Annotated in this window: 20 protein-coding genes, 2 tRNA genes and 1 riboswitch; of the genes, 15 read left to right on the plus strand and 7 right to left on the minus strand. The window is 67.0% G+C overall.

Translation table 11 applies throughout. The features are described 5' to 3' along the window. Positions 1-46: 46 nt before the first annotated feature. Together IE92_RS0112155 and IE92_RS16770 are read right to left on the minus strand one after the other, a co-directional pair. Positions 47-1,210, minus strand: a complete 1,164-nt coding sequence (locus IE92_RS0112155; RefSeq protein WP_030148767.1) for an FAD-dependent oxidoreductase — start codon at positions 1,208-1,210, stop codon at positions 47-49. Beyond that, positions 1,207-3,540 carry an FAD/NAD(P)-binding protein gene (locus tag IE92_RS16770; protein ID WP_081863862.1) on the minus strand — a complete coding sequence of 778 codons (2,334 nt, stop codon included), beginning with the start codon at positions 3,538-3,540 and terminating at the stop codon, positions 1,207-1,209. The genes IE92_RS0112155 and IE92_RS16770 overlap by 4 nt, the downstream gene beginning before the upstream one ends. Before the next feature lie 177 nt (positions 3,541-3,717). On the opposite strand from IE92_RS16770, the gene IE92_RS0112170 reads away from it, so the two are divergent. The 10 genes from IE92_RS0112170 (at position 3,718) to IE92_RS0112215 (ending at position 12,584) form a co-directional block, all read left to right on the plus strand. Then, positions 3,718-4,842, plus strand: coding sequence for an LLM class flavin-dependent oxidoreductase (locus tag IE92_RS0112170; protein WP_030149566.1), 1,125 nt, complete (start codon positions 3,718-3,720; stop codon positions 4,840-4,842). Further along, positions 4,829-5,548 carry a GNAT family N-acetyltransferase gene (locus IE92_RS0112175; RefSeq protein WP_211250783.1) on the plus strand — a complete coding sequence of 240 codons (720 nt, stop codon included), beginning with the start codon at positions 4,829-4,831 and terminating at the stop codon, positions 5,546-5,548. The genes IE92_RS0112170 and IE92_RS0112175 overlap by 14 nt, the downstream gene beginning before the upstream one ends. Further along, positions 5,545-6,519, plus strand: a complete 975-nt coding sequence (locus IE92_RS0112180) for an amino acid ABC transporter permease (RefSeq protein ID WP_043321501.1) — start codon at positions 5,545-5,547, stop codon at positions 6,517-6,519. Before IE92_RS0112175 ends, IE92_RS0112180 begins: the two co-directional genes overlap by 4 nt. Next, complete coding sequence (locus tag IE92_RS0112185) at positions 6,516-7,277, plus strand: amino acid ABC transporter ATP-binding protein (protein WP_030148772.1); 762 nt, start codon at positions 6,516-6,518, stop codon at positions 7,275-7,277. The genes IE92_RS0112180 and IE92_RS0112185 overlap by 4 nt, the downstream gene beginning before the upstream one ends. 45 nt (positions 7,278-7,322) lie before the next feature. After that, a complete protein-coding gene (locus tag IE92_RS0112190) occupies positions 7,323-8,330 on the plus strand; it encodes a transporter substrate-binding domain-containing protein (RefSeq protein ID WP_030148773.1) in 1,008 nt (335 codons plus the stop codon). A 113-nt stretch (positions 8,331-8,443) separates the two neighbouring features. Continuing rightward, complete coding sequence (locus tag IE92_RS0112195; protein WP_030148774.1) at positions 8,444-8,788, plus strand: spore germination protein GerW family protein; 345 nt, start codon at positions 8,444-8,446, stop codon at positions 8,786-8,788. A gap of 97 nt (positions 8,789-8,885) precedes the next feature. After that, positions 8,886-8,997, plus strand: a riboswitch (TPP riboswitch). A gap of 38 nt (positions 8,998-9,035) precedes the next feature. Then, entirely contained in the window at positions 9,036-9,656 is a 621-nt protein-coding gene (locus tag IE92_RS0112200; RefSeq protein WP_043321499.1) for an ECF transporter S component, read from the plus strand. A gap of 1 nt (position 9,657) precedes the next feature. Next, complete coding sequence (locus IE92_RS0112205) at positions 9,658-11,136, plus strand: ABC transporter ATP-binding protein (RefSeq protein WP_030148776.1); 1,479 nt, start codon at positions 9,658-9,660, stop codon at positions 11,134-11,136. A 43-nt stretch (positions 11,137-11,179) separates the two neighbouring features. After that, complete coding sequence (locus tag IE92_RS0112210; RefSeq protein WP_081863861.1) at positions 11,180-11,980, plus strand: energy-coupling factor transporter transmembrane component T family protein; 801 nt, start codon at positions 11,180-11,182, stop codon at positions 11,978-11,980. Position 11,981: 1 nt separating this feature from the next. Beyond that, positions 11,982-12,584, plus strand: a complete 603-nt coding sequence (locus IE92_RS0112215) for a nucleoside/nucleotide kinase family protein (RefSeq protein WP_051701553.1) — start codon at positions 11,982-11,984, stop codon at positions 12,582-12,584. Positions 12,585-12,694: 110 nt separating this feature from the next. On the opposite strand, the gene IE92_RS0112220 is transcribed toward IE92_RS0112215, so the two are convergent. The 4 genes from IE92_RS0112220 to orn all read right to left on the minus strand — a co-directional run bounded on the left by IE92_RS0112220 (position 12,695) and on the right by orn (position 15,400). After that, the gene (locus IE92_RS0112220) at positions 12,695-13,927 is read right to left on the minus strand and encodes a serine hydrolase family protein (protein WP_030148779.1); all 1,233 of its coding nucleotides are present in this window, start codon (positions 13,925-13,927) and stop codon (positions 12,695-12,697) included. Between the two features lie 132 nt (positions 13,928-14,059). Continuing rightward, positions 14,060-14,407 carry a metallopeptidase family protein gene (locus tag IE92_RS0112225; RefSeq protein ID WP_030148780.1) on the minus strand — a complete coding sequence of 116 codons (348 nt, stop codon included), beginning with the start codon at positions 14,405-14,407 and terminating at the stop codon, positions 14,060-14,062. A 212-nt stretch (positions 14,408-14,619) separates the two neighbouring features. Further along, positions 14,620-14,695 (minus strand) — tRNA-His (locus IE92_RS0112230). Positions 14,696-14,779: 84 nt separating this feature from the next. After that, entirely contained in the window at positions 14,780-15,400 is a 621-nt protein-coding gene (orn, locus tag IE92_RS0112235) for an oligoribonuclease (RefSeq protein ID WP_030148781.1), read from the minus strand. Positions 15,401-15,457: 57 nt separating this feature from the next. Between orn and IE92_RS0112240 the strand changes: the two genes are divergently transcribed. Further along, the gene (locus tag IE92_RS0112240; RefSeq protein ID WP_030148782.1) at positions 15,458-15,673 is read left to right on the plus strand and encodes an SCO4848 family membrane protein; all 216 of its coding nucleotides are present in this window, start codon (positions 15,458-15,460) and stop codon (positions 15,671-15,673) included. Between the two features lie 155 nt (positions 15,674-15,828). Further along, a tRNA-Arg gene (locus tag IE92_RS0112245) sits at positions 15,829-15,904 on the plus strand. A 56-nt stretch (positions 15,905-15,960) separates the two neighbouring features. On the opposite strand, the gene IE92_RS0112250 is transcribed toward IE92_RS0112245, so the two are convergent. Further along, on the minus strand, positions 15,961-16,623 hold the full coding sequence (locus IE92_RS0112250; protein ID WP_030148783.1) for a TetR/AcrR family transcriptional regulator: 663 nt from the start codon (positions 16,621-16,623) through the stop codon (positions 15,961-15,963). A 92-nt stretch (positions 16,624-16,715) separates the two neighbouring features. Here IE92_RS0112250 and IE92_RS0112255 point away from each other — a divergent pair, with 92 nt between their 5' ends. The 3 genes from IE92_RS0112255 to IE92_RS0112265 all read left to right on the plus strand — a co-directional run bounded on the left by IE92_RS0112255 (position 16,716) and on the right by IE92_RS0112265 (position 20,212). Beyond that, positions 16,716-17,939, plus strand: a complete 1,224-nt coding sequence (locus tag IE92_RS0112255) for an MFS transporter (protein ID WP_030148784.1) — start codon at positions 16,716-16,718, stop codon at positions 17,937-17,939. A gap of 69 nt (positions 17,940-18,008) precedes the next feature. Beyond that, the gene (locus tag IE92_RS17405) at positions 18,009-18,992 is read left to right on the plus strand and encodes a macro domain-containing protein (RefSeq protein WP_051701552.1); all 984 of its coding nucleotides are present in this window, start codon (positions 18,009-18,011) and stop codon (positions 18,990-18,992) included. A gap of 98 nt (positions 18,993-19,090) precedes the next feature. After that, on the plus strand, positions 19,091-20,212 hold the full coding sequence (locus IE92_RS0112265; RefSeq protein ID WP_030148786.1) for a magnesium and cobalt transport protein CorA: 1,122 nt from the start codon (positions 19,091-19,093) through the stop codon (positions 20,210-20,212). Positions 20,213-20,260 lie beyond the last annotated feature (48 nt).

Below are 20,260 nucleotides of genomic sequence, written 5' to 3' on the forward strand. Positions count from 1 at the left end.
CCGACGCGGCCGAGACGGCCACCGACGCGGCCGAGACGGCCGCGGCTTAGGCGCGGGCGGGTCCGCGCGCCGCCCGGAGCGAAAACAGCTCCGGTGCGCCGCGGCCCTGCACCAGATCGGCCAGGTATGTCCCCACCACCGGGGTGAACTTGAATCCGTGCCCGGAGAAACCCGCCCCCACCACGATCGGTCCCACCCGGTCCAGGACAAAGTTCGAATCCTCGGTGGTGGTGTAGGTGCAGCTGATCTCGGTGAATGAATCGGGATCGGCACCGGGGAGCCAGTCGCGGACATAACGCTGCAGGTCATGCAGCTGGGTCGGTTCGCTGCGGAAGGTGCGTGCATCGGGGTCGCTGACCGGTCCGACGCCGTGCCACCCCGCCTTGATTCCCTCACCAGGCGTCTGCATCCCGTAGATGGGCGAGTGCCAGTATCCATAGCGTGGATCCCCGGGTGCCGGGGTGTGGTTGAATCCCGGCCAGATCAGGCCCGGCTCGCGTTCGGCGAAGTGCGCGGGCTGTTCCTGGGTGACGGTGAGCCGGGGTAGTGCGATCGCCGGTCCCAGGAGCGCGGTGGTCCACGCACCCAGGGTCACCACGGCTCGCCGGGCCTCCCAGGACTCGGGATCCCCCTGCGGGTTTCCGTCCGCGTCCTGGGGTACCACCGTGATCCGGACTCGATCATCTCCCAGAACCCGCACCCGCGTCACCCGCGCGCCGTGGCGGATCTGGGCCCCGTGCGCGCGCGCCGATTCCTGGAGGGCGGTGACCGCGGCATCGGCGTTGAGCCGGCCGGCCTGCGGCGTGGCCAGCACCCGGGTATCAAATCGGATCCCCGGCCAGCGCGTTTCGGCGGCGGCCGGGTCCAGGAACTCGGCCGTGAAACCGAACTCGGGAAGGAGCCGCGCCACCGCGTCAAACGTCGGGTTCGAACCATGATTCACGATGCCCACCTGATCCAGCAGCGCGGTCCCGTTTTCGGCCTCAAGCTCGCGCCAGGCCGGAAGCGCGGCCGCGAGCATGCGCAGGTACACCGGTTCGGCATACGAGAGGTTGAAATTGCGGGAGGCACCGTGCGAGGCACCCCGGGTATGTCCCGGTGTGAATCGCTCAAAGAGGACCACATCGATCCCACGTCGGGCGAGTTCCCGGGCCGCGGCCGAGCCCATGGCACCGCCGCCGATCACCAGGGTGTCCACAGAGTGGGTCATCGAGCTTCCGCAAAAAATTCCTGAACTTTCCGGTCCGTGACGTCGGCTTCGGATGCCCCGGAATCCGAGGCATCCCGGCGTGTGGGGACGGCTTTTCCCGATGCTACCCGGTCCGCGGTGATCTCGGCCAGGTGGGTCAGCAGGGCGCGCGCAACCCGATCGTTTTCACGGAACGAGACGGCGTTGGTGCGCGGGCGGGAAAACGCCCCGACAAACGGTGAGTTTGTATAGGGGCCGATCGCGAAACTGCGGGGGGCGGGGTCGCCCCCGATGCGCACCACTCGGCGATCCTCGGGGCGAACCGTGAGCTTCCCGGTGGGCACCGCGCGTTCGGCTTTGCCCGAGCCCTGGGGATCCCGGGCAATCTCCTCGATCCCGTCACCCGTGTCGATTAGGCCGCGCAGCAGCGGGCTATCGCTGCGGGCGATGTTCGGATCGGGCAGGCGGGCATCCACCAGTGCGCGGGCGAAAACCGTGCGGTCGTGATTCGACCCCCGGGCGCGGAACTCACCGGTCTTGCTGTCGGTATCAACCCGGATGTCTCCACCGAGGAAGTCCACAATGCCCGCCGCCGAGAGGGCCAGGAGTTCCTCCAGGCGGTGCGCCGGAGGACCGCTGGCGATGAAACTGAAGTAGCCCTGCCACCAGCCGTTGATATCGGCGACCCGGGAGCGGGCCGTCCACTTGGGGGAGGCCACCAGTTCGGCAAAGGTGAACATCGAGGTGAGGATCGAGAGAAACAGTCCCAGGGTGGCGCTGTGTTCGGGCCGGGTGCGCAGGCGCAGATCGTCTTCGATGTAGGAGCGCACGGCCCGCTGGAGGTCCTCGACCCGGTCGAAGTGGGCACCGGCGAGGGGCCGATCGAACTCGGGCAGGAACAGCCGATCCAGGGTGTCGGGGACGGACGCCAGGATCAGCGCGGACAGCGTGCGGGCATCGGCCTCGACCGCGGTCCGGTCCCGGTCGTCGCGAATCCGGGGGAGCGGATACCCCGGGGATCCCGCGGACACGGACGCGTCAGGCCGCGTGGGGGAGGTCGTGTCCGAGCGCGTGGTCACGGAGGGCGCTGCCCCCGCGGGCGCCGGGTCGGGACCCACGGTTGCGGGGTCGCCCGACCCGGTGGCGATCAGCACCGCCCGCGGATCGATCGACTCAAACGCCCGAGCGAACACCGCCCACGTGGAGCTCACCCGCTCGGGATGGCCGGTGAAGAGTTCCCGATAGTAGCCCCAGAGCATCTCCTTGGCAATCAGCGGCCAGATATCCTCGGCAAAATCCAGCGCGTCACGCTCGGCCTCCAGCCGGGCGGCGACGTCGGCAGTGAAGAACCTCGGGGTCGGGGCCTCTCCGGCGAGCGCCGAACCGATCTTGGAGTGGTACGGAATGCCGCGACGGGACCCCACGACGATCCGGGGCTCTCGTCCCGAGGGAACATAACGCAAAGGGCCACCGGGAACCGGGCGGTCAAATGTTCCGCCGCGGCCCTCGGTGAGGAGCACGATCAGGTCCACGGCGGCGAGCCCGAATCCACGAACCAGGACGTTTTCTCCGGGTCGGAGCGCCCGGGTATCGGCATCCGCGGTGAATGCCGGCGGCAGATAAAACAGGCCGTGATCGTCGGCGAAGGATTGAAGCCGAGTGTGCTCGGGTGCCGGATTCACCCCGGTGTGGCCGAGGGAGTAGAGCACCAGGTCGGCGTCGAGAACCTCACCGTTATCCAGGTGCACACGCCGCGATCCGTCGGTGGTCTCGCGTACCGCCCGGGCGAGGGCACGATGCTCGATGACCCGCACGCCGGGGCCGAGCTTGCGCACGGCCTCGGCATAGAACCAGCGCAGGTAGAGGCTCTGCAGGCGCCGGGTGGGGAAGCTTGCCGGACCCAATGCTCGTATCTCGTCCCAGAGGGCGGCATCCACGCCGGGCGACGTATCCTCGGGCCCAGGACGATCGTCCCACAGGGCGGCATCCGCTCCTCCCACGTCGCCTCCGGGCAGGACGATGTCTCCCGTGCGCACCCGCTCGGCCCACTCCACCAGCGAGGGGCCGGGGAGGACCGGGCCGTCGATGACCGAGGTCTCATCGGTGAACATTGTCACGTCCGCGGCCATCGAGTTGAGCTTGAGCAGCGGCGACTGATTGTGGCGCCAGATCCTGCCGGGTCCCGCCGGATGGGGATCCACCAGGTGCACGGTGAGGGGTGCGCCCGCGGGCCAGAGCTCGGCACGGTTGGCGGCGAGACGCTCAAGCACGCCCACCGCGCGCGGCCCGGCACCCAGCACAACGAGGGACGCCGAGGGCGCGGTTGAGGAGGAGGAAGTGGGGACTGACATGTCTGCAGGCTAAGCACTAAAACCCCCGATGAGCGTTGTATGACACCGAGTGCACACTCATGACGAACTGTGAATCACCACCATTGTCGGGCCGGATGTGCCGGTGTTAGCGTCACGCCACCGGATAGCGCCAGACTTTCCCGACGCACCGACTCACCGAATTGGAAAGGAAACACCGTGCCCATCGAATTTCTCGGCATCGCCGCTCTCAACGATGGAAGCGAGACCCGTGCACGCAGCGGTTCCAGCTTCGACAAGGAATATACGCTGCGTCTGGCCCGTGCCCACGAGGACAACGGCTGGGACCGCATCCTCTTCGCCTACCACTCGGGTTCCCCGGATCCCGCGACCATCGCCGCCTATGTGGCCTCGAAGCTTGACCACCTCAAGCTCCTGCTGGCCCACCGTCCCAACGTCTCGGCCCCGACCTATGCGGCCAAGGTCGTGGCAACCCTGGACCAGATCAGCGACGGACGCCTGAACCTGCACATCATCACCGGCGGCTCCACCGCCGACCAGGCAGCCGAGGGCGACTTCCTCTCCAAGGATGAGCGCTACGCCCGCACCGGCGAGTACATCAGCATCCTCAAGCAGGCGTGGACCAGCCACGAACCCTTCAGCTTCGACGGCGCTCACTATCGGATCGAAAACTTTGTCAGCGACATCTGGGCCGCCCAGCCCGGCGGCCCGAAGATTTCGTTTGGCGGATCCTCGGCGGCGGCGTATGAGATCGGTGCCGCGCAGAGCGATATTTACGCGCTGTGGGGTGAGCCGCTGGCGAACACCGCCGAGCAGATTAAGACCATTACCGACCTGTCGATCGCGGCCGGCCGGCCCGAGCGTCCGCGGATCCAGGTGGCGTTTAGGCCGATTCTCGGGGCCACCGAGGAACTGGCCTGGGAGAAGGCCGAGCGCATTCTCGGGCAGATCGAGCGACACACCAGCGCGCTCCCGTCCTCGTTTGTGGGCGACCTGCGCAATCCCGAAAACGCCGGGTCGCAGCGGCTGCTCTCGATCGCCGATCAGGGGGACCGCTTCGACCGTGCGCTGTGGACGAAGGTGGCCGCCGCCACCGGTGGACGCGGCAACTCCAATGCGCTGGTGGGAACCCCCGAGACCGTGGCGGCGGCGCTGCTTGACTACGTCGACCTCGGCGTCGACATCATCTCGGCCCGCGGCTATGACTACGTGGATGACACCATCGACTTCGGCCGTTATGTGATCCCGCTGGTGCGGGACGAGGTGGCCCGCCGCGACGCCGCGGCCCAGAGCGTGCAGGAGAAAACCCGTGACGCTGCTTGATCAGACCCCGGGGGCCGGGGCGTCTCCCGCATCAACCGGTGCGGGGGTGACCGAGATCCGCCCGGCCGAGGAAACCTTCGTCTATGTGAGTCCCGATGATCCCCGCGCCCTGCCGCTGCTGCGGGATCTGGAACGCGAGTACGACGCCCGCTACGGCGACGTTTTCGAGGAACCGGCCTCGGTGGAAATCAACCGTTACCCAGCGTCCGAGTTCAGCGCCCCGCGCGGCGCGTTTGTGCTGCTGCTGCGCGACGGGATCGCGGTCGCCGGGGGTGCGTTCAAGACCCTGGACGACCACACCACCGAGCTCAAGCGGATCTGGACCGCCGCCGATCATCGGCGTCGGGGACTCGCCCGCCGGGTGGTTCTCGAACTCGAGGACGAGTCGCGACGGCGCGGGTTCACCCGCTCCTATCTGACCACCGGCCCCCGCCAGCCCGAGGCGGTGCTGCTCTACCGCTCGGCCGGCTGGACCCCACTGTTTGACGAGGGCATTCCGCCCGAGCGCATCGGTATCCACGGATTCGCCAAGTCACTCACCCCCGAGCCGCTGGACGTCGCGGACATCCGCGCTCGTCACGAGGCCGAGCATGCCCCGCCCGGCGCTTCCGCGCCCGAGTCGAGGCCCGCGCCCAAACCGGCTCCGGCCCCCACACCCACACCCACACCCACGCCCGCCCCCGCCTCGAACGGATCTTCCTCATGACGGCCCTTGCCCAGCGCCCCACCGACTCGCCGCCCTCGGATTCGGTGCCCCCCGGGATCGATGCGCATCGCCTGGCCGAGCGCCGCGTGCTCCCGCTGCGGCATCCGCTGCGCTGGGTGATCACCGCGCTGGTCCTGGTGCTGCTGCTCAACTTCGCGCAGACCCTCTTCACGAACCCCTCCTGGGAGTGGGAAAAGGTGGGGAAGTGGTTCTTCAGCCCGCCAATCCTCAAGGGGCTCCAACTCACCATCGTGGCCACCGCGATCAGCGCGGTCGTGAGCTTCTTTGGTGGGATCGTGGTGGCCGTCGCCCGGCTCTCGGGCAACCCGGTGCTCAGCACCCTGAGCTCGTTTTACATCTGGCTGTTCCGCTCGGTGCCGCTGCTGCTGGTGCTGGTGTTCCTCTTCAACCTCGGCAACCTCTATCCCGAGATCGGCGTGGGGATTCCCTTCGGACCGCAGTTCACCGTGAACACGGTCGCGACGCTGACCCCGCTGGCGCTCGGTGTGATCGGACTCAGCCTGTCCGAGATCGCCTACAGCGCCGAGGTGGTGCGCTCGGGGCTGCTCGCGGTGGATCAGGGACAGCACGAGGCCGCCGACGCGCTGGGCATCCCCAAGCGACGCCAGTTCACCCGGATCGTGCTGCCGCAGGCGCTGCGCTCGATCGTGCCCGCCTACGTCAACCAGATCATCGGGCTGATCAAGGCCAGCTCGCTGCTGTACTACGTGTCGCTGCTGGACCTGTTTGGGATCGCCCAGAACCTCGGCAGCACCTATCCCACCGATGTGATTCCGCTGCTCGTGGTCGCCACCATCTGGTATCTGATCCTGACCAGCGTGATCGCCGTGGTGCAGTACTACATCGAGCGCTTCTATGCGCGTGGAACGGTTCGGGTCCTCCCGCCGACGCCGCTGCAGCGGGTGCGCCGGGCGTTGAGTTCGCGCCGAGCGACGGCGGGTGTGGCATGACTCAGGCCATCGCCGTGCATAACGCCACCAAGTCCTACGGGGACAAGACGGTCCTCCGGGGGGTGGATTTCAGCGTCGAGGCCGGCACCGTGACCGTGATCCTCGGCCCGTCCGGATCCGGCAAGTCCACCCTGCTGCGGGCGATCAACCACCTGGAAAAGCTCGACGAGGGATTTGTGTCCCTCAACGGGGAGCTGATCGGGGTCCGCGTCAAGGGGGATCGGCTCAAGGAGCTGCGCCCCCGCGAGATCCTGCGTCAGCGTGCCAAGATCGGGTTTGTCTTCCAAAACTTCAACCTGTTTCCCCACCTGACCATCCTGGAAAACGTCAGCGAGGCACCGATCTCGCACGGGATCAAGCCCGCCGAGGCCCGCAAAACCGCCGCCGCGCTGCTGGCCCGAGTGGGCCTCTCCGATAAGGAAGCCAGCTATCCGCGCCAGCTCTCCGGCGGCCAGCAGCAGCGGGTGGCCATCGCCCGGGCGCTGGCCCTGGATCCCGACGTGATCCTGTTTGACGAACCCACCTCGGCGCTCGACCCCGAGCTGGTGGGCGAGGTCCTCGCCGTCATCCGCACCCTGGCCGGCAGCGGCAAAACCCTGATCGTGGTGACCCACGAGATCGGCTTTGCCCGCGAGGTGGCCGACCGGGTGGTCTTCATGGATGAGGGGGCCATCGTCGAGGAGGGCGTCCCCGAGCAGGTACTCAACCATCCCGCCCACTCCCGCACCCAGGACTTCCTGTCCAAGGTGCTCGCCTAACACCCAACCACACGCCCTACCCGAACCCACCACAGAGGAACCACCATGACCATCATCACTCCCAAGCGGCTCCAGACCCTCGGCGCGCTCGCCGCCGCGGCCGCCCTGGTTGCCGGGCTCGCCGCCTGCTCCAGCAGCACCGAAGCCGCCCCCGCCGACACCGGAACCGTGACCGTTGCCGCCTTCTCCAACGGCGCCGGAACCGAGACTAAGATCAAGGTTTCGGCCGTCGAGGAGATCCGCAAGACCCTGCCCAAGAAGGTGCTGGACTCGGGGAAGCTCACCATCGGAATCGGCGCGCTGCCCGCGGGCTTCCCGCCCCTGGCCTTCACCGGCGACGATAACGAAACCCTGACCGGTGCCGAACCGGACCTGGGCCGCCTGGTCGCCGGGGTGTTTGGGCTCAAGCCCGAGGTGAAAAACGCCACCTGGGACAACCTGTTTGTGGGCATCGATACCGGTGCCACCGACGTGGGTTTCTCCAACATCACCGACACCGAAAAGCGCAAGGAGAAGTACGACTTCGCCTCCTACCGCGGCGATAACCTGGCGTTCCAGGTGAAGGATTCAAATAAGTGGGAGTTCGATAACAACTTCGAAAACCTCAACGGGCTGAACGTGGCCGTGGGCTCGGGCACCAACCAGGAGAAGATCCTGCTGGAGTGGAAAACCAAGCTGGAAGCCGAGGGGAAGACCCTCACCGTGACCTATTTCCCCGACAACAACGCCACGACCCTGGCCCTGAACTCGGGCAAGATCGACGCCTACTTCGGCCCGAACCCGGGCATCGCCTACGGCAATAAGCTCAGCGCTGGAAGCGCCAACCCCACCCGCACCGCCGGAATCTTCTCGGGGGCCGGGGAGACCCTGGAGGGGCTGATTGCCGCGACGGTCAAGAAGGACTCGGGACTCGCCCAGCCCATCGCCGACGCGATCAACTATCTGATCGAAAACGGCCAGTACGGTCAGTGGCTGGACGCCTGGGGCCTGAAGAACGAGGCGGTCACGAAGTCGCTGGTGAACCCGCCGGGACTCCCGCTGGATAACAACTAGCGTTCGCCGATCACGGCCCCCGCACCCATCGGTGTGGGGGCCGTGTGCGTCATCAACCCACACAGTTGCGCAGCGGGGTATCCGGATCCGGCCCGGCACGCTAGCGTGGGGGCATGACGAAAATCGCGTTGGACCTCGCAGACCGTTTTCAGAAGCTGGGCGTGCAGACCTCCTATGGTGACCCGGTCACCGTCGAGGGTGCCACCCTGATCCCCGTGGCACTCACCGGATTCGGGTTTGGTGCCGGGGAGGGCGAGTTCGCCGAGGGCACCGATGGCGAGCCCGCCGGCAGCGGTGGCGGCGGGGGAGGCCTGTCCATCCCCGTGGGCGTGTATGTACGCAGCGGTAACGGCTGGCGCTTCGAGCCCAACCTGCTCGCAACCATCGTGGTGTCGGTCCCGCTGGTGTGGGTGTCCGGGCGCATCCTGACCCGGCTGATCAAGGTGCTCAAGAAGTAGTATCTCCGGCCGTGAGGGGACGCAGCGTCCCCGGATCATGGCCGCCCCGAAGGCGTTGTGCGCCCGGTCCCCGCGTGGGGCCGGGCGCGCGCTATACTCGGGGTAACACGGGAGTCCGGGAACCACCGGGCTGAGAGGAAGGTACGTACCTTCGACCGTCAAACCTGATCTGGATCATGCCAGCGCAGGGAGGATAAGTTTCTCTAACCCGTGCCTCCATTTCTCATTAGAAAGGGGCACGTTCACAGTGTCTATTAACGAAAAGGCGACGGTTTCGTCGCGACCGAATTTCCGCTGGCGGGTTGTTGATATCGTCGTGGCCAGCGTCCTGGGTGTGGCCGTCGCCCTGATTTTTGTGGCGTTTAACCTCGGCTGGAGCGGGATCAAGGCCCCGTTTGAGGCCGTCCTGCCCGGATTCCAGGGGCTCCTGGAACCCGTCTGGTACATCGGTGGTGTCCTGGGTGCGCTGGTCATCCGCAAGCCCGGTGCCGCCATCTACGTGGAAACCGTTGCCGCGCTGGTCTCGGCGCTGGTGGGTAACCAGTGGGGTGGATTCTCCACGATCGAGGCCGGGCTGGTGCAGGGCCTCGGTGCCGAAATCATCTTCCTGCTCTTCGCCTACCGCGTGTGGAACCTGCCGGTCACCCTGCTGGCCGGGGCCACCGCCGGTATCTTCGGGGCCGTCAACTCGATCATCTTCTGGAGCCCGGGTGCCAGCTGGGGCTTCATCACCGTGTATGTGGGCGCCCAGATCATCGGTGGTGCCCTGATCGCGGGTCTGCTTGTCTGGTTCGCGGTCAAGGGCCTCGCGGCCACCGGCGCGCTCAACCGATTTGCGGTGGGGCGCAGCCTGGGCGTTCGGGTTTAGTGTGAGCCCTGAAACTTCGGTGATACCGGCGGCCGTCAGCATCCAGAACTGGGGCTGGCGGCACGCCTCCCGGCTCGCCTGGGCGCTGGAGGATGTGACGCTGGAGATTAGTCCGGGGGAGCGGGTGCTGATTCTTGGCCCCTCCGGTGCGGGAAAATCGACCCTGCTGCAGGCCCTGGCCGGGGTGCTCGGCGGGGACGACGAGGGTGATTCGCAGGGCACGCTGACCGTGGACGGGCAGGATCCCGCGCATCAGCGAGGCCGCAGCGGCCTGCTGCTGCAGGATCCCGACTCGCAGATGATCCTCGCCCGGGTGGGCGACGATGTGGCCTTTGGTTGCGAAAACCTCGGGGTTCCGCGTGAGGAAATCTGGGTCCGCGTGCGCGAGGCTCTCGATGCGGTGGGGCTGGATGTTCCGCTGGATCGCTCGACCCAGGCCCTTTCGGGCGGGCAGAAACAGCGCCTGGCTCTGGCCGGGGTGATCGCGATGCGTCCGGGACTGCTGCTGCTGGACGAGCCCACCGCGAATCTGGACCCCTCCGGCGTCGCCGAGGTGCGTGATGCGGTGGGTCGGGTCCTGGATCAGACCGGGGCCACCTTCGTGGTGATCGAACACCGGGTGGACACCTGGCTGCCGCTCGTGGACCGCGTGGTTGTGCTGGGTGCCGGGGGCGCGGTGATCGCCGATGGACATCCCGGGGTGGTGCTCGCCGAGCGCGGTGCCGAGCTCGCCCGCGAGGGGGTCTGGGTGCCGGGTCATCCGCCGCGGGTGTCCCTGCCCTCGGCGCTGCCCGCGGGGGCCGACCTTCTGGACGCCCAGAATCTGGCCACCTCGCGCGTGCGCGGGATTCCGGTGGGATCCCCGGTTTCTACCACCGTGCGCGCCGGGGAGGTGCTGGCGATCACCGGGGAGAACGGTGCGGGAAAGTCCACCCTGGCGCTGACCCTGGCGGGCCTGCTGCGACCCGAGGGCGGACGGTTGCGGGCGACCGCCGAGCTTGCCCGCGGCCTCGGGGATTCCCCCATCGCCTGGAAATCCAAGCAGCTTCTCGAACGCATCGGAACCGTGTTCCAGGATCCCGAACACCAGTTTTTGGCCACCACCGTGCGCCGCGAACTCGAGGTGGGGCCGCGTGCGCTGGGGCTCGACCCGGCCGAGGTAGATGCTCGGGTTGACGACGTGCTGGACCGGCTCGGGCTGACCCGGCTCGAACGAGCCCATCCGTTCACCCTGTCCGGCGGGGAGAAGCGCCGGCTGTCGGTGGCGACCGCCCTGGTCTCGCGCCCACGCATCCTGGTGCTGGATGAGCCAACCTTCGGGCAGGATGCCGGGACCTGGGCACGGCTGGTCGAGCTGATCGGTGCGCTGCGTGCCGAGGGCTCGGCGATTATTACCGTCAGTCACGATGCCGAGTTTGTGGCGGCCCTGGCCGATCGCACCCTCACCCTGACGGCCGGATCCGCGGAGGTGGCCGCATGAGTACCCGGGGAATCACCGTGAAAATCGTGTCGGAGATGGTGTCATGAGCGCGCTCGCCGGAACCGCACCCGCGGTCACCGCGCGCAGTACCGCGGTGATCCACCGCACCAATGCGGTGACGCGCCTGATTGTCCCGGTCCCACTGACCATCGTGCTGCTGCTCACCCTGGACTGGGTCTCGGCGGCCACGGCGCTGGCCGCGCTCGCGGTGCTGCTGCCGTTTGCCGGCCTGACCCCGCGCCAGTTTTGGCTGCGCACGCTCCCGGTGTGGATCGCCGCGCCGCTGACCGGCATCACGATGCTGCTCTACGGCCGGCCCGACGGGACCGTGTACTGGGAGTTCGGGCTGGCGCAGATCAGCGACGGCTCGATCACGATCGCGATCGCCACGGTGCTGCGGGTGTTGGCCATCGCGCTGCCCGCGGTGGTGCTGTTTGTGACCGTGGACCCCACCGATCTGGCCGACGGTCTCGCCCAGATCCTCAAGCTCCCCGCCCGCTTTGTCCTGGGGGCACTGGCGGGGATCCGGATGATCGGGCTGTTTCTGGATGACTGGCGCGCGCTGGAACTGGCTCGTCGCGCCCGCGGTGTGGCCGACCGGGGCAAGATCCGCCGCTTCGCCGGCATGGCCCTGGCGATGCTGGTGCTCTCGATCCGCCGGGGCACCAAGTTGGCCACGGCGATGGAGGCCCGCGGGTTTGGCGGCACCACAACCCGCACCTGGGCGCGGGAGTCACGCCTCGGTCGCACCGACCTCGCGCTGTTTGCGATTGGTATTGTGGTCAGCGTGATCGTGGTGTGGACAAGCGTGGCGACCGGCCACTGGAACTTCCTCTTTGGATAGGGTGGCGGCCGCCTCCCACCGGGCGATTGATCGGGTTTTTGCGCTCCTGGCGGGGCGTAAAAACCCGATCGTGCTGATCGATGGTCCCAGCGGCGCGGGGAAGTCCACCTTCGCCGATGAGCTGATCACGCACTGGCCGGTCGAGGGGACACCCACCCTGATCCGGATGGACTGGATGTATCCCGGCTGGGACGGCCTGGAGCCCGCCGCCGAGGCCCTGGCCCGAGACCTACTGGTGCCGCTGCGCCGCGGCGAACCCGGGTTCTGGCACGGCTACGACTGGGAACGCGGTGTGGTGACCGCGGCGACCCGGGTCGAGCCCGGACGTCCGCTGGTTATCGAGGGCTGTGGCACGCTGGGCCCCGCCGGGAACCTGGCCGATCTGGGGATCTGGATCGACGCCGAGGACACCTTCCGCAAGGCCCGAGCCCTGGCCCGCGACGGCGAGGGGTACGTTCCGCACTGGGACGCCTGGCAGGCGGACTTCGAGGACTATGTGGCGCGCTGGGATCCGCGCGCCCGGGCCGGCCTGCTGCTGCGGGCCGAGCCGGATCGTGTGGTGCCGCCGGACAGGGAGGCCGATTCGTCGGCTTCGCGCAGCTGACGCCGCTCGCCCGATCGCGCCGCTACCGATCCCGCGCGGGTGACGCGGTTCGCCTGGCCGCCGCCTCCGATCCCGCGCGGATGAAGACTCTCGCGCCGCTACCGATCCCGCTATCGAACGTACGTGGTCCAGAGTGCCCGGATCATCGGCAGCGGATGGCTCAGCCGCCACAGCACATCCGGTTCGGTCAGCGCCGCATCCAGCAGCACCGGAATCTTCTGCTCGGCGATCTCGGGATCGCTGGAAGCCACATTCACGGTTCCCACCGGCGTCCCCGCGGCTACCGGAACCGGCACCTTGCCGGGTGAAACGTCGAGCTTGGGGGCCGTCTGGGCCCAGTGCGGCCGGGCGGGAGTTTCCCCCGAAAGCCCGCGGGCCTTTTGATCCCAGGCGGTGGAGACGGTCAGCAGGGGGGTGCCCGTGGCGAGGTCCGGTGCGGCGGTTACCCCGGCATCGGCGCTGGCCAGCAGGGCCTGGGTCTCGGTTTCCAGGGTTTTCCAGGTGGCCGATCGCAGCGAGGCCGAGCCGAAGGTGAAGTCCCCGGCATCGGTTTTCATGGTGCGCGCAAACAGAAGGATGATGCCGGTCTGATCCGTGTACCCGCGATAGAGCACCTGAATGTGAGCATCGGGCAGGTACGCGGCGGGCACCGACATGCCGCGCTGCAGGGCGAGCGGATCGGGTGCCTGGGTGAGCGCGGCGGTGATCCCGGGATCGGCCGCCGCCAGTGCGGCGATGCGCGCCAGGTCCGAGGCCGAGGCGACGTTGGTGAGGTCGACCCCGCCGGCGTCGGTGATGGTCAGGCTGTTCAGCCCCTCCTTGGACGCCCACGCCCGCACGGCCTCGAGGTAGCCGGGCAGGGAACCGTAGGCCCAGGTGGCCAGGGCGTCGGCGTGGTTGGTACTGCCGCCGAGGAGCATGGCCTGCAGCATCGAGTGCTGGGTCCACACGTCTCCGGGGTAGAACGACACGGTGGAGGCCCCGGAGGCTGCCCGTGCCACGAGGTCGTTGTAGTTGTCCTCGCTGATGGTGATGTTTTCGCCCGGACCATCGGTGAGCGGATAGCGCTGGGCGACAACCAGCGCGGTCACCAGGCGGGCGATCCCGGACATCGGCAGGGCCGAGGCGTCCCCGGCGTGGGCGAGGACGGTGGTCTGCTGGGCCACCGCGGTGGCACCGGTTTCGGGCAGCACCGGGGGATGGACCGGGGCGGCCGGCGCGGGGGCCGCGGCGACCGTGACATCGGGCTCGGGCAGCGGACCCAGCAGCACCGCGGGACCGTACCCCACCACACCAATCAACACCAGGGTGCCGAGGGTGATACTGATGCCGCGTTTGGCCATGACGGTCCCTTCATCGATCGGGGTGATCTGCCGCGTCCGGGGAGTGCGTGCCGCGTTGTGATCAGCGTAATCCAGGCATCCGGCCCGTGCATCGTGACCGGCCGAATATGCGGCGGTTTGACGGCGGGACCGCTATCCCCAGCCCAGACGATGCAGCTCCTCATCGTCGATGCCGTAGTAGTGCCCAATCTCGTGCACCAGGGTGATGCGGACCTGTTCGCGCAGGTCTTCCTCGTCCTCGCAGAAGTTCAGCAGCGGGAGCCGGTAGAGGCTGATCAGGTCGGGCATCTCGCCGAAACCGTACTGGCCGCGTTCGGTGAGGTCCACGCCGTGGTAGAGCCCCAGGAGGTCGAGACTGCCGTCCTCGGGGAGATCTTCGATTGCGATGGCCACGTTCTCCAGCCCCTCGGTGACCTCCTCGGGCAGCGCCTCAAAGACGTCGTTGACGAGCGTGTCGAAGGTATCCGGATCCAATTCCATCACGAGAAAAATCCTATCGAGAATCTCGGCCGAATCGAGGATCTCGGGCGTGGCGCTGGCCCGGTGTCGGCGTGTCGTTTCGGGGGAGGGAGGGTCAAAATTTGATGCCGCAAGAACGGGAATTCATCGACTCGGGCGTGTCGTTCGGCACCCGATTTCTCCGGTTAAAACAAAAAGAGGAGCATGTATATGCTCCTCTTTTCATATTTACTTGGGGTGAGTAACGGGGCTTGAACCCGCGACCTCCTGAACCACAATCAGGCGCTCTACCAGCTGAGCTATACCCACCATGTCACTACTCGATACTAGCGCTTCTTTTCGCTGGCTGCGAATCGAAGTTTTCGTGTCGTGCGGTGCAACATGTTTAGTCTATTACATCTCCGGAGCGTATTTTGACACCACGTCCTCGGCGATGGCCTTGGCCTCCTCGGAGGTGGGTCCGGGCTCGGCCACAAATGCGGCCGCACGGTAGTAGGCCAGCTCGCGAATCGACTCGAGAATGTCGGCGAGGGCGCGGTGGCCGCCGTCCTTCTCGGGGGAGCGGAAGTACACCCGCGGGTACCAGCGGTGGGCAAGCTCCTTGATCGAGGACACGTCGATGTTGCGGTAGTGCAGGTGGCCGTCGAGCTCGGGCATGTACTTGGCAAGGAATGAACGGTCCGTGCCGATCGAGTTTCCGGCCAGCGGGGCCTTCTTGGCCTCGGGTACATACGTGCGCACGTATTCCAAGACCTGACGCTCGGCCTCCTCGAGCGAGAGCCCGCCGTCGAGCTCGGTGATGAGCCCCGAGGTGGTGTGCATGTTGGTGACAAACTCGCCCATCTGCTCAAGCGCCTGGGCGCTGGGCTTGATCACGAGGTCGATTCCGGGTGCGACCGGTTTGAGGTCGAAGTCGGTAATCACCACCGCGATCTCTACGAGTTCGTCGACCGCCAGGTCGAGTCCGGTCATTTCACAGTCGATCCAGACCAGTCGGTCCGCCAGATTTGCCATGCCCTCATGTTAGCCCGCCCCGCCGACAGATGGCGGATTCTCGCCTAGAATGAGGGGGTGACCCCGCTCCTGTGCATCCTGCTTCTGATCAACGCCGCCTACAACGTGATTGTCTGGCCGCGCTTCTGGACCCGCGTGAAAAACGATCCCCGCGCTCGCGACGCCGAGGGCAAGGCCACCGCCTTCCTGCGGGTGCACGCGATCCTGATCGCAATCGCCCTGGTCATCGCCGCCGCCTCCGCGGTGGCGGGTGTGCTGGGCTTCTTCCTCTAGCGATCTGCGTGCGGGGCCGAGATGGCTCGTGGTTTCTGACTGCTGCGCTGTCGCATCGCACCCGGAATCCGACGCGCCCGGCGGGTCCGCCGCGGGCGGCACATTCCCGCGCCTGAATCACCGCACCCGACGTTCGCGCTACACTTGTTTCGTCCGCCTCCGTAGCTCAGAGGATAGAGCAGGAGCCTTCTAATCTCTTGGTCGCAGGTTCGATTCCTGTCGGGGGCACCACATCAAAACGGCCCCGCGCTCACCGTATTTCGGTGCGCGCGGAGCCGTTTTTGTGTTTAGGCCGCCCGGCACTGCGCCGCCAGCCCCGCGACCACCGCGAGCAGGCCGCGGCGGAAGAGACGTTCGGAGGTGCCCATCGGGCCGTCGATGTAGGCGCGCACGCGGGGGAGGTTGTCGCGCTCGGCGGCGGCGAGGATCTTCCGGGCCAGCGGGGTGTCCGCCTCCAGGGTGCGTTCGGGTTCCACCCGGGTGAGCAGGGCGCCCAGCACATAGTTCCAGAGTGCCCGGTAGGTATTGAGGGCGTCCACCGGGGTGGCTCCCAGTTCCTCGGCGGCGGCGATGAATTCCTCGGCGAACCACAGCGCGCCGGTGCCGGTGCTACCGCCGCGGCGGAGGATATCGACGATCCAGGGGCGGGTCACCAGAACCGCGTACATCCCGTGTCCGATCGCCAACATCCGATCCTGCGGGGTGCCGTGGGTCGGGGTGCGCGGAATGTCCTCGGAGAAGCGATCGAGGACCGCACTCAGCACCCCCTCCTTATCGCCCAGGTGTCGATAGATGGCCGCCAGCGTGGTGCCCGATCCGCTCGCCAACCGGCGCATCGTCAGGCCCTCGATTCCGCCGTTCATCAGCATCAGACCCGCGGTATCGAGGACCCGGTTGCGGTTGAATTCGACCGGACGACCGGGCCTGCGTGGGGGAGGAGAGTCGGGCATGCTGTCCAATCGGTTAATAACGAGAACGCCGTTGCGAAACTGTGTGCCGCGGACCTAGCGTACCCAGCAGAACACACAATGGAAAGGCACCCATGCAGCCCCAGGTTTCGGACACCCCGTCCACCGCAACCAAGCCTCAGATCCCGCTGGTTCTGAGCGCAGTTTTCCTGGTCTACCTCGGCCAGATGACCCTCAATCCGATCATCGCCCCGCTCTCGCGTGAGGTGGGGCTGGCCGAATGGCAGGTGGGGGTGATGATCAGCCTGGCCGCGGTCTGCGTGGTCCTCAGCAGCCAGTTCTGGGGGCGCGCCTCTCTTTCCCGTGGACGCAAACCCGTTCTCGTAGCGGCCATGGGCACCGCTGTGGGCGCGATGGCGCTCTTCGCCCTCCTCGCCCAGCTGGGGATGCAGGGCACCCTGCGCGGAACCGCTCTGTTTATCCTGCTCCTGATCACCCGCGGGCTGCTGTTTGGGCTGGCCATCGCCGCGGTTCCGCCCACCGCCCAGGCCTATATTGCCGATGTGACCACCACCACCGAATCCCGGGTGCGCGGCATGGCCGGGGTCGGTGCGGTGCAGGGCCTGGCGATGATCGGCGGCGCGGTGGTGGGCGGCGCGTTGGCGAGCTTTGGGCTGATGGTTCCGCTGCTGTGTGTGCCGGTGATGATCGGGATCGGTCTGATCGCGGTGATGCTGTTCCTGCGCCGCGAACAGCGTCACGAGCTGATCGAAAACCCGCCGAGGGTGAGTCCCTGGGATCCGCGCGCCTGGCCGTTCCTGCTGGCCGGATTCGGGCTGTTCACCGGTCTGGGGTTTGTGCAGATCATCACCGGCTTCATCGTTCAGGATCGCTTCTCGCTGAGTGCGGGGGCCGCCGCCGGGATCACCGGGGCCGCGCTGCTGGCCGCCGGGGCGGGGATGGTCATCGCGCAGGCGATCCTGGTGCCCCGGTTGGGATGGCGTCCGGGCACGCTGCTGCGGGTGGGCGCGGCCGTGTCTCTCGCCGGATTCCTGGTCCTGATCCCCAATGCTGGAATCCCGCCGCTGGTGATCGCGCTGTTCCTGATCGGCCTGGGCCTCGGGCTGGCAATGCCCGGCTACACCGCGGGCCCCTCGCTGCTGATGAGCGCCGAGGAACAGGGAGGCATCGCCGGACTGATCGCCGCCAATAACGCCCTCACCTTTGTCCTGACCCCCACCCTGGCGACCCTGTTTTACACGTGGTGGCCGCCGCTCCCGCTGATTGTCAGTGCCCTGGTGTGCAGCGCCGTGCTGGTGTTTGTACTCACCCATCCGCGATTCCGCGCCACGGTCTAGGGTCGGATACCTGATGCCTGTATGATCCCGGGTAGCGTGGAGGGGACACACAACGCACGGGGGTTAACGGTGATCAAGATTCGCGCACAACTGGGGAACATTACGGCCGTCCACGCCGACGCAATCGTCAATCCCACCTCGCCGGCCATGGTTGGTTCCGGCGGGGTGGATGCGGCCATTCATCGTGCGGGTGGCGCATCGTTCAGGGCAAACGTGCGTGAACGATTCCCCAAGGGGATGGGGAGCGAAAACGCGGTCTGGAGCATCGCCGGGAAGCTGCCGGCCCGCTGGGTGATTCACGTGACCGTGCCGCCGTTTACGACAGCCCAGAAGGACCGAGCCTACCTGGTCGCCGGATATCGCCGAATTTTTGCCGTGGCCGATAGTCTCGGCGTGCGAACGCTGAGCCTGCCGGTGATCGGGGCCGGCGCATCGGGCTGGCCGCTCAGCTGGGCGGTGATCGACGCCATCGACACGATCCTTGCGCTCGACACCGGCGTGCAGGAGGCGATCCTGGTGAGCCCCGATTCGTCGACCATTTACGGCATCAACGGTGTGCTTGCGCGTCACACCGGTCTGAGTATTCTCGACGCCGTCCGAGTGGTTCACGCCCGCGGCTATCACCGGGTACGGGTGTCCTGTGGGATGAACGGATCGGGTTCGAACTGGCGTGTGACCATCTGGGATGATTCCTCGGGTACGGGCTTCATCCCGGCTAATCCCGAGGGATATGTCCTGCGCTACACCGACGGGATGGGACCCAACTTTTTGGACACCCAGGTGCCTCCACTCGCGGATCCCGACGCGCTCGCCGATCGTATTATCGCAGCGCTCCCACACGTTCGGCCGCTGCGGGATGACGCCGAGTATGCCGCCTGGTTCGCGGGCCTGCAAAACCTGTGCCGGCGTGAAATCAGCGTGCCCGTCGGCTACGCCGACTACTTTGAAGACAGCCTGGGGTGGGAGATTGGCTGGGGTTCGGGAGTGCGCTATCCGTTGCCGCCGGATCCCGCGCCCGTGGCGGATGCCACGTTTGGTTCGACGTCCCCGTAGGGATCCGCGTCGCGGTAGGGCACCCGCGGGCCGAACGATTCCGTCCCGGCTAAGCTGAGCTGAGCCCCAAGAACCACTGCGTAGACGAGGACAGACGGATGCCCAAACGCGATCATGACGAGCCCGTTCGGCACCGAAACCCGCTCTTTCACCGTCGGGAGCCGGCCACGCCGTCCCCTTCGGCGAGCGGCGGATCCACCCTGCGCACCCGGTATGTGATCGACGGGAGCCTGCGTCCCTCGCCCGAAAACGTCTCGGTGGCCGAGGCGCTGGAATTCGCCGATGCGGCGCCCAATCGGATCGCACTGAGTCTGTTTCCCGCGCCCACACCCGAGGACGTGGACGAGCTGGCGGCCGCCTGGGACCTGCATCCGCTCCTGGTAGAGGATCTCCAGCACGCCAAGCAGCGTCCCAAGCTGGAGCGCTACGGGAACGTCCTGTTTATGGTGCTGCGCTCGGCCCGCTATGACGATGCCGCCGAGGACGTGGACTTCTCCGAGTTCCACGTGCTGGTGCGCCCGCACGCGATCGCCGTGCTCTGCCAGGATCGACGCTGGATCGACGGCACCGACGAGGCAACCATCGCCGGGGATCCCTCCGACATCGCCGACCGCGGTGGGCGCACACTGCTGGATGACCAGCACCTGCTCAACCTCGGTCCCGAGGCCGTGGCCTACCGCCTGCTTGATGCCATCGTGGACGGGTATACGCCGGTGCTGCGTGGCCTGCTGATCGATAAGGAGCAGATCGAACGCCAGGTGTTCAGCGGCGACCCGGCCGTGGCCGAACGCATCTATCGACTGAGCCAGGAGGTCATCGACCTGCAGCACACCACCTCCTCGATGGCGGATGTGCTGGTGGCGCTGCGCCAGGGATTCGACCGCTATGAGGTGCCCGGTCCCCTCCAGGCCTACCTCCAGGACGTGTCCGATCACCTCGCCCACGCCAGCACCCGGGTGTCCGAACTGCGCGACGCGCTGTCGCAGATCCTCAGCGTCAACTCGACCCTGGTAGCCCAGCGGCAAAACGAAGACATGAAAAAGATCTCGGGCTGGGCGGCGATCCTCTTCGCCCCCACGCTGATCGGCGCGATCTACGGGATGAACTTTGACCAAATGCCCGAGCTGCACTGGGCGTTTGGATACCCGCTGGCGCTGGGATCGATGGTGGCGTTTGGCCTGGCGCTGTACGGGGTATTCAAGTACAAAAAGTGGATGTAGCGCCGCCCCAGATGACGCACACGCGGCGGTGGCGTGAATCTTTCGTAT

Source organism: Mycetocola saprophilus, assembly GCF_000718085.1.
Classification (GTDB): Bacteria; Actinomycetota; Actinomycetes; order Actinomycetales; family Microbacteriaceae; genus Mycetocola; species Mycetocola saprophilus.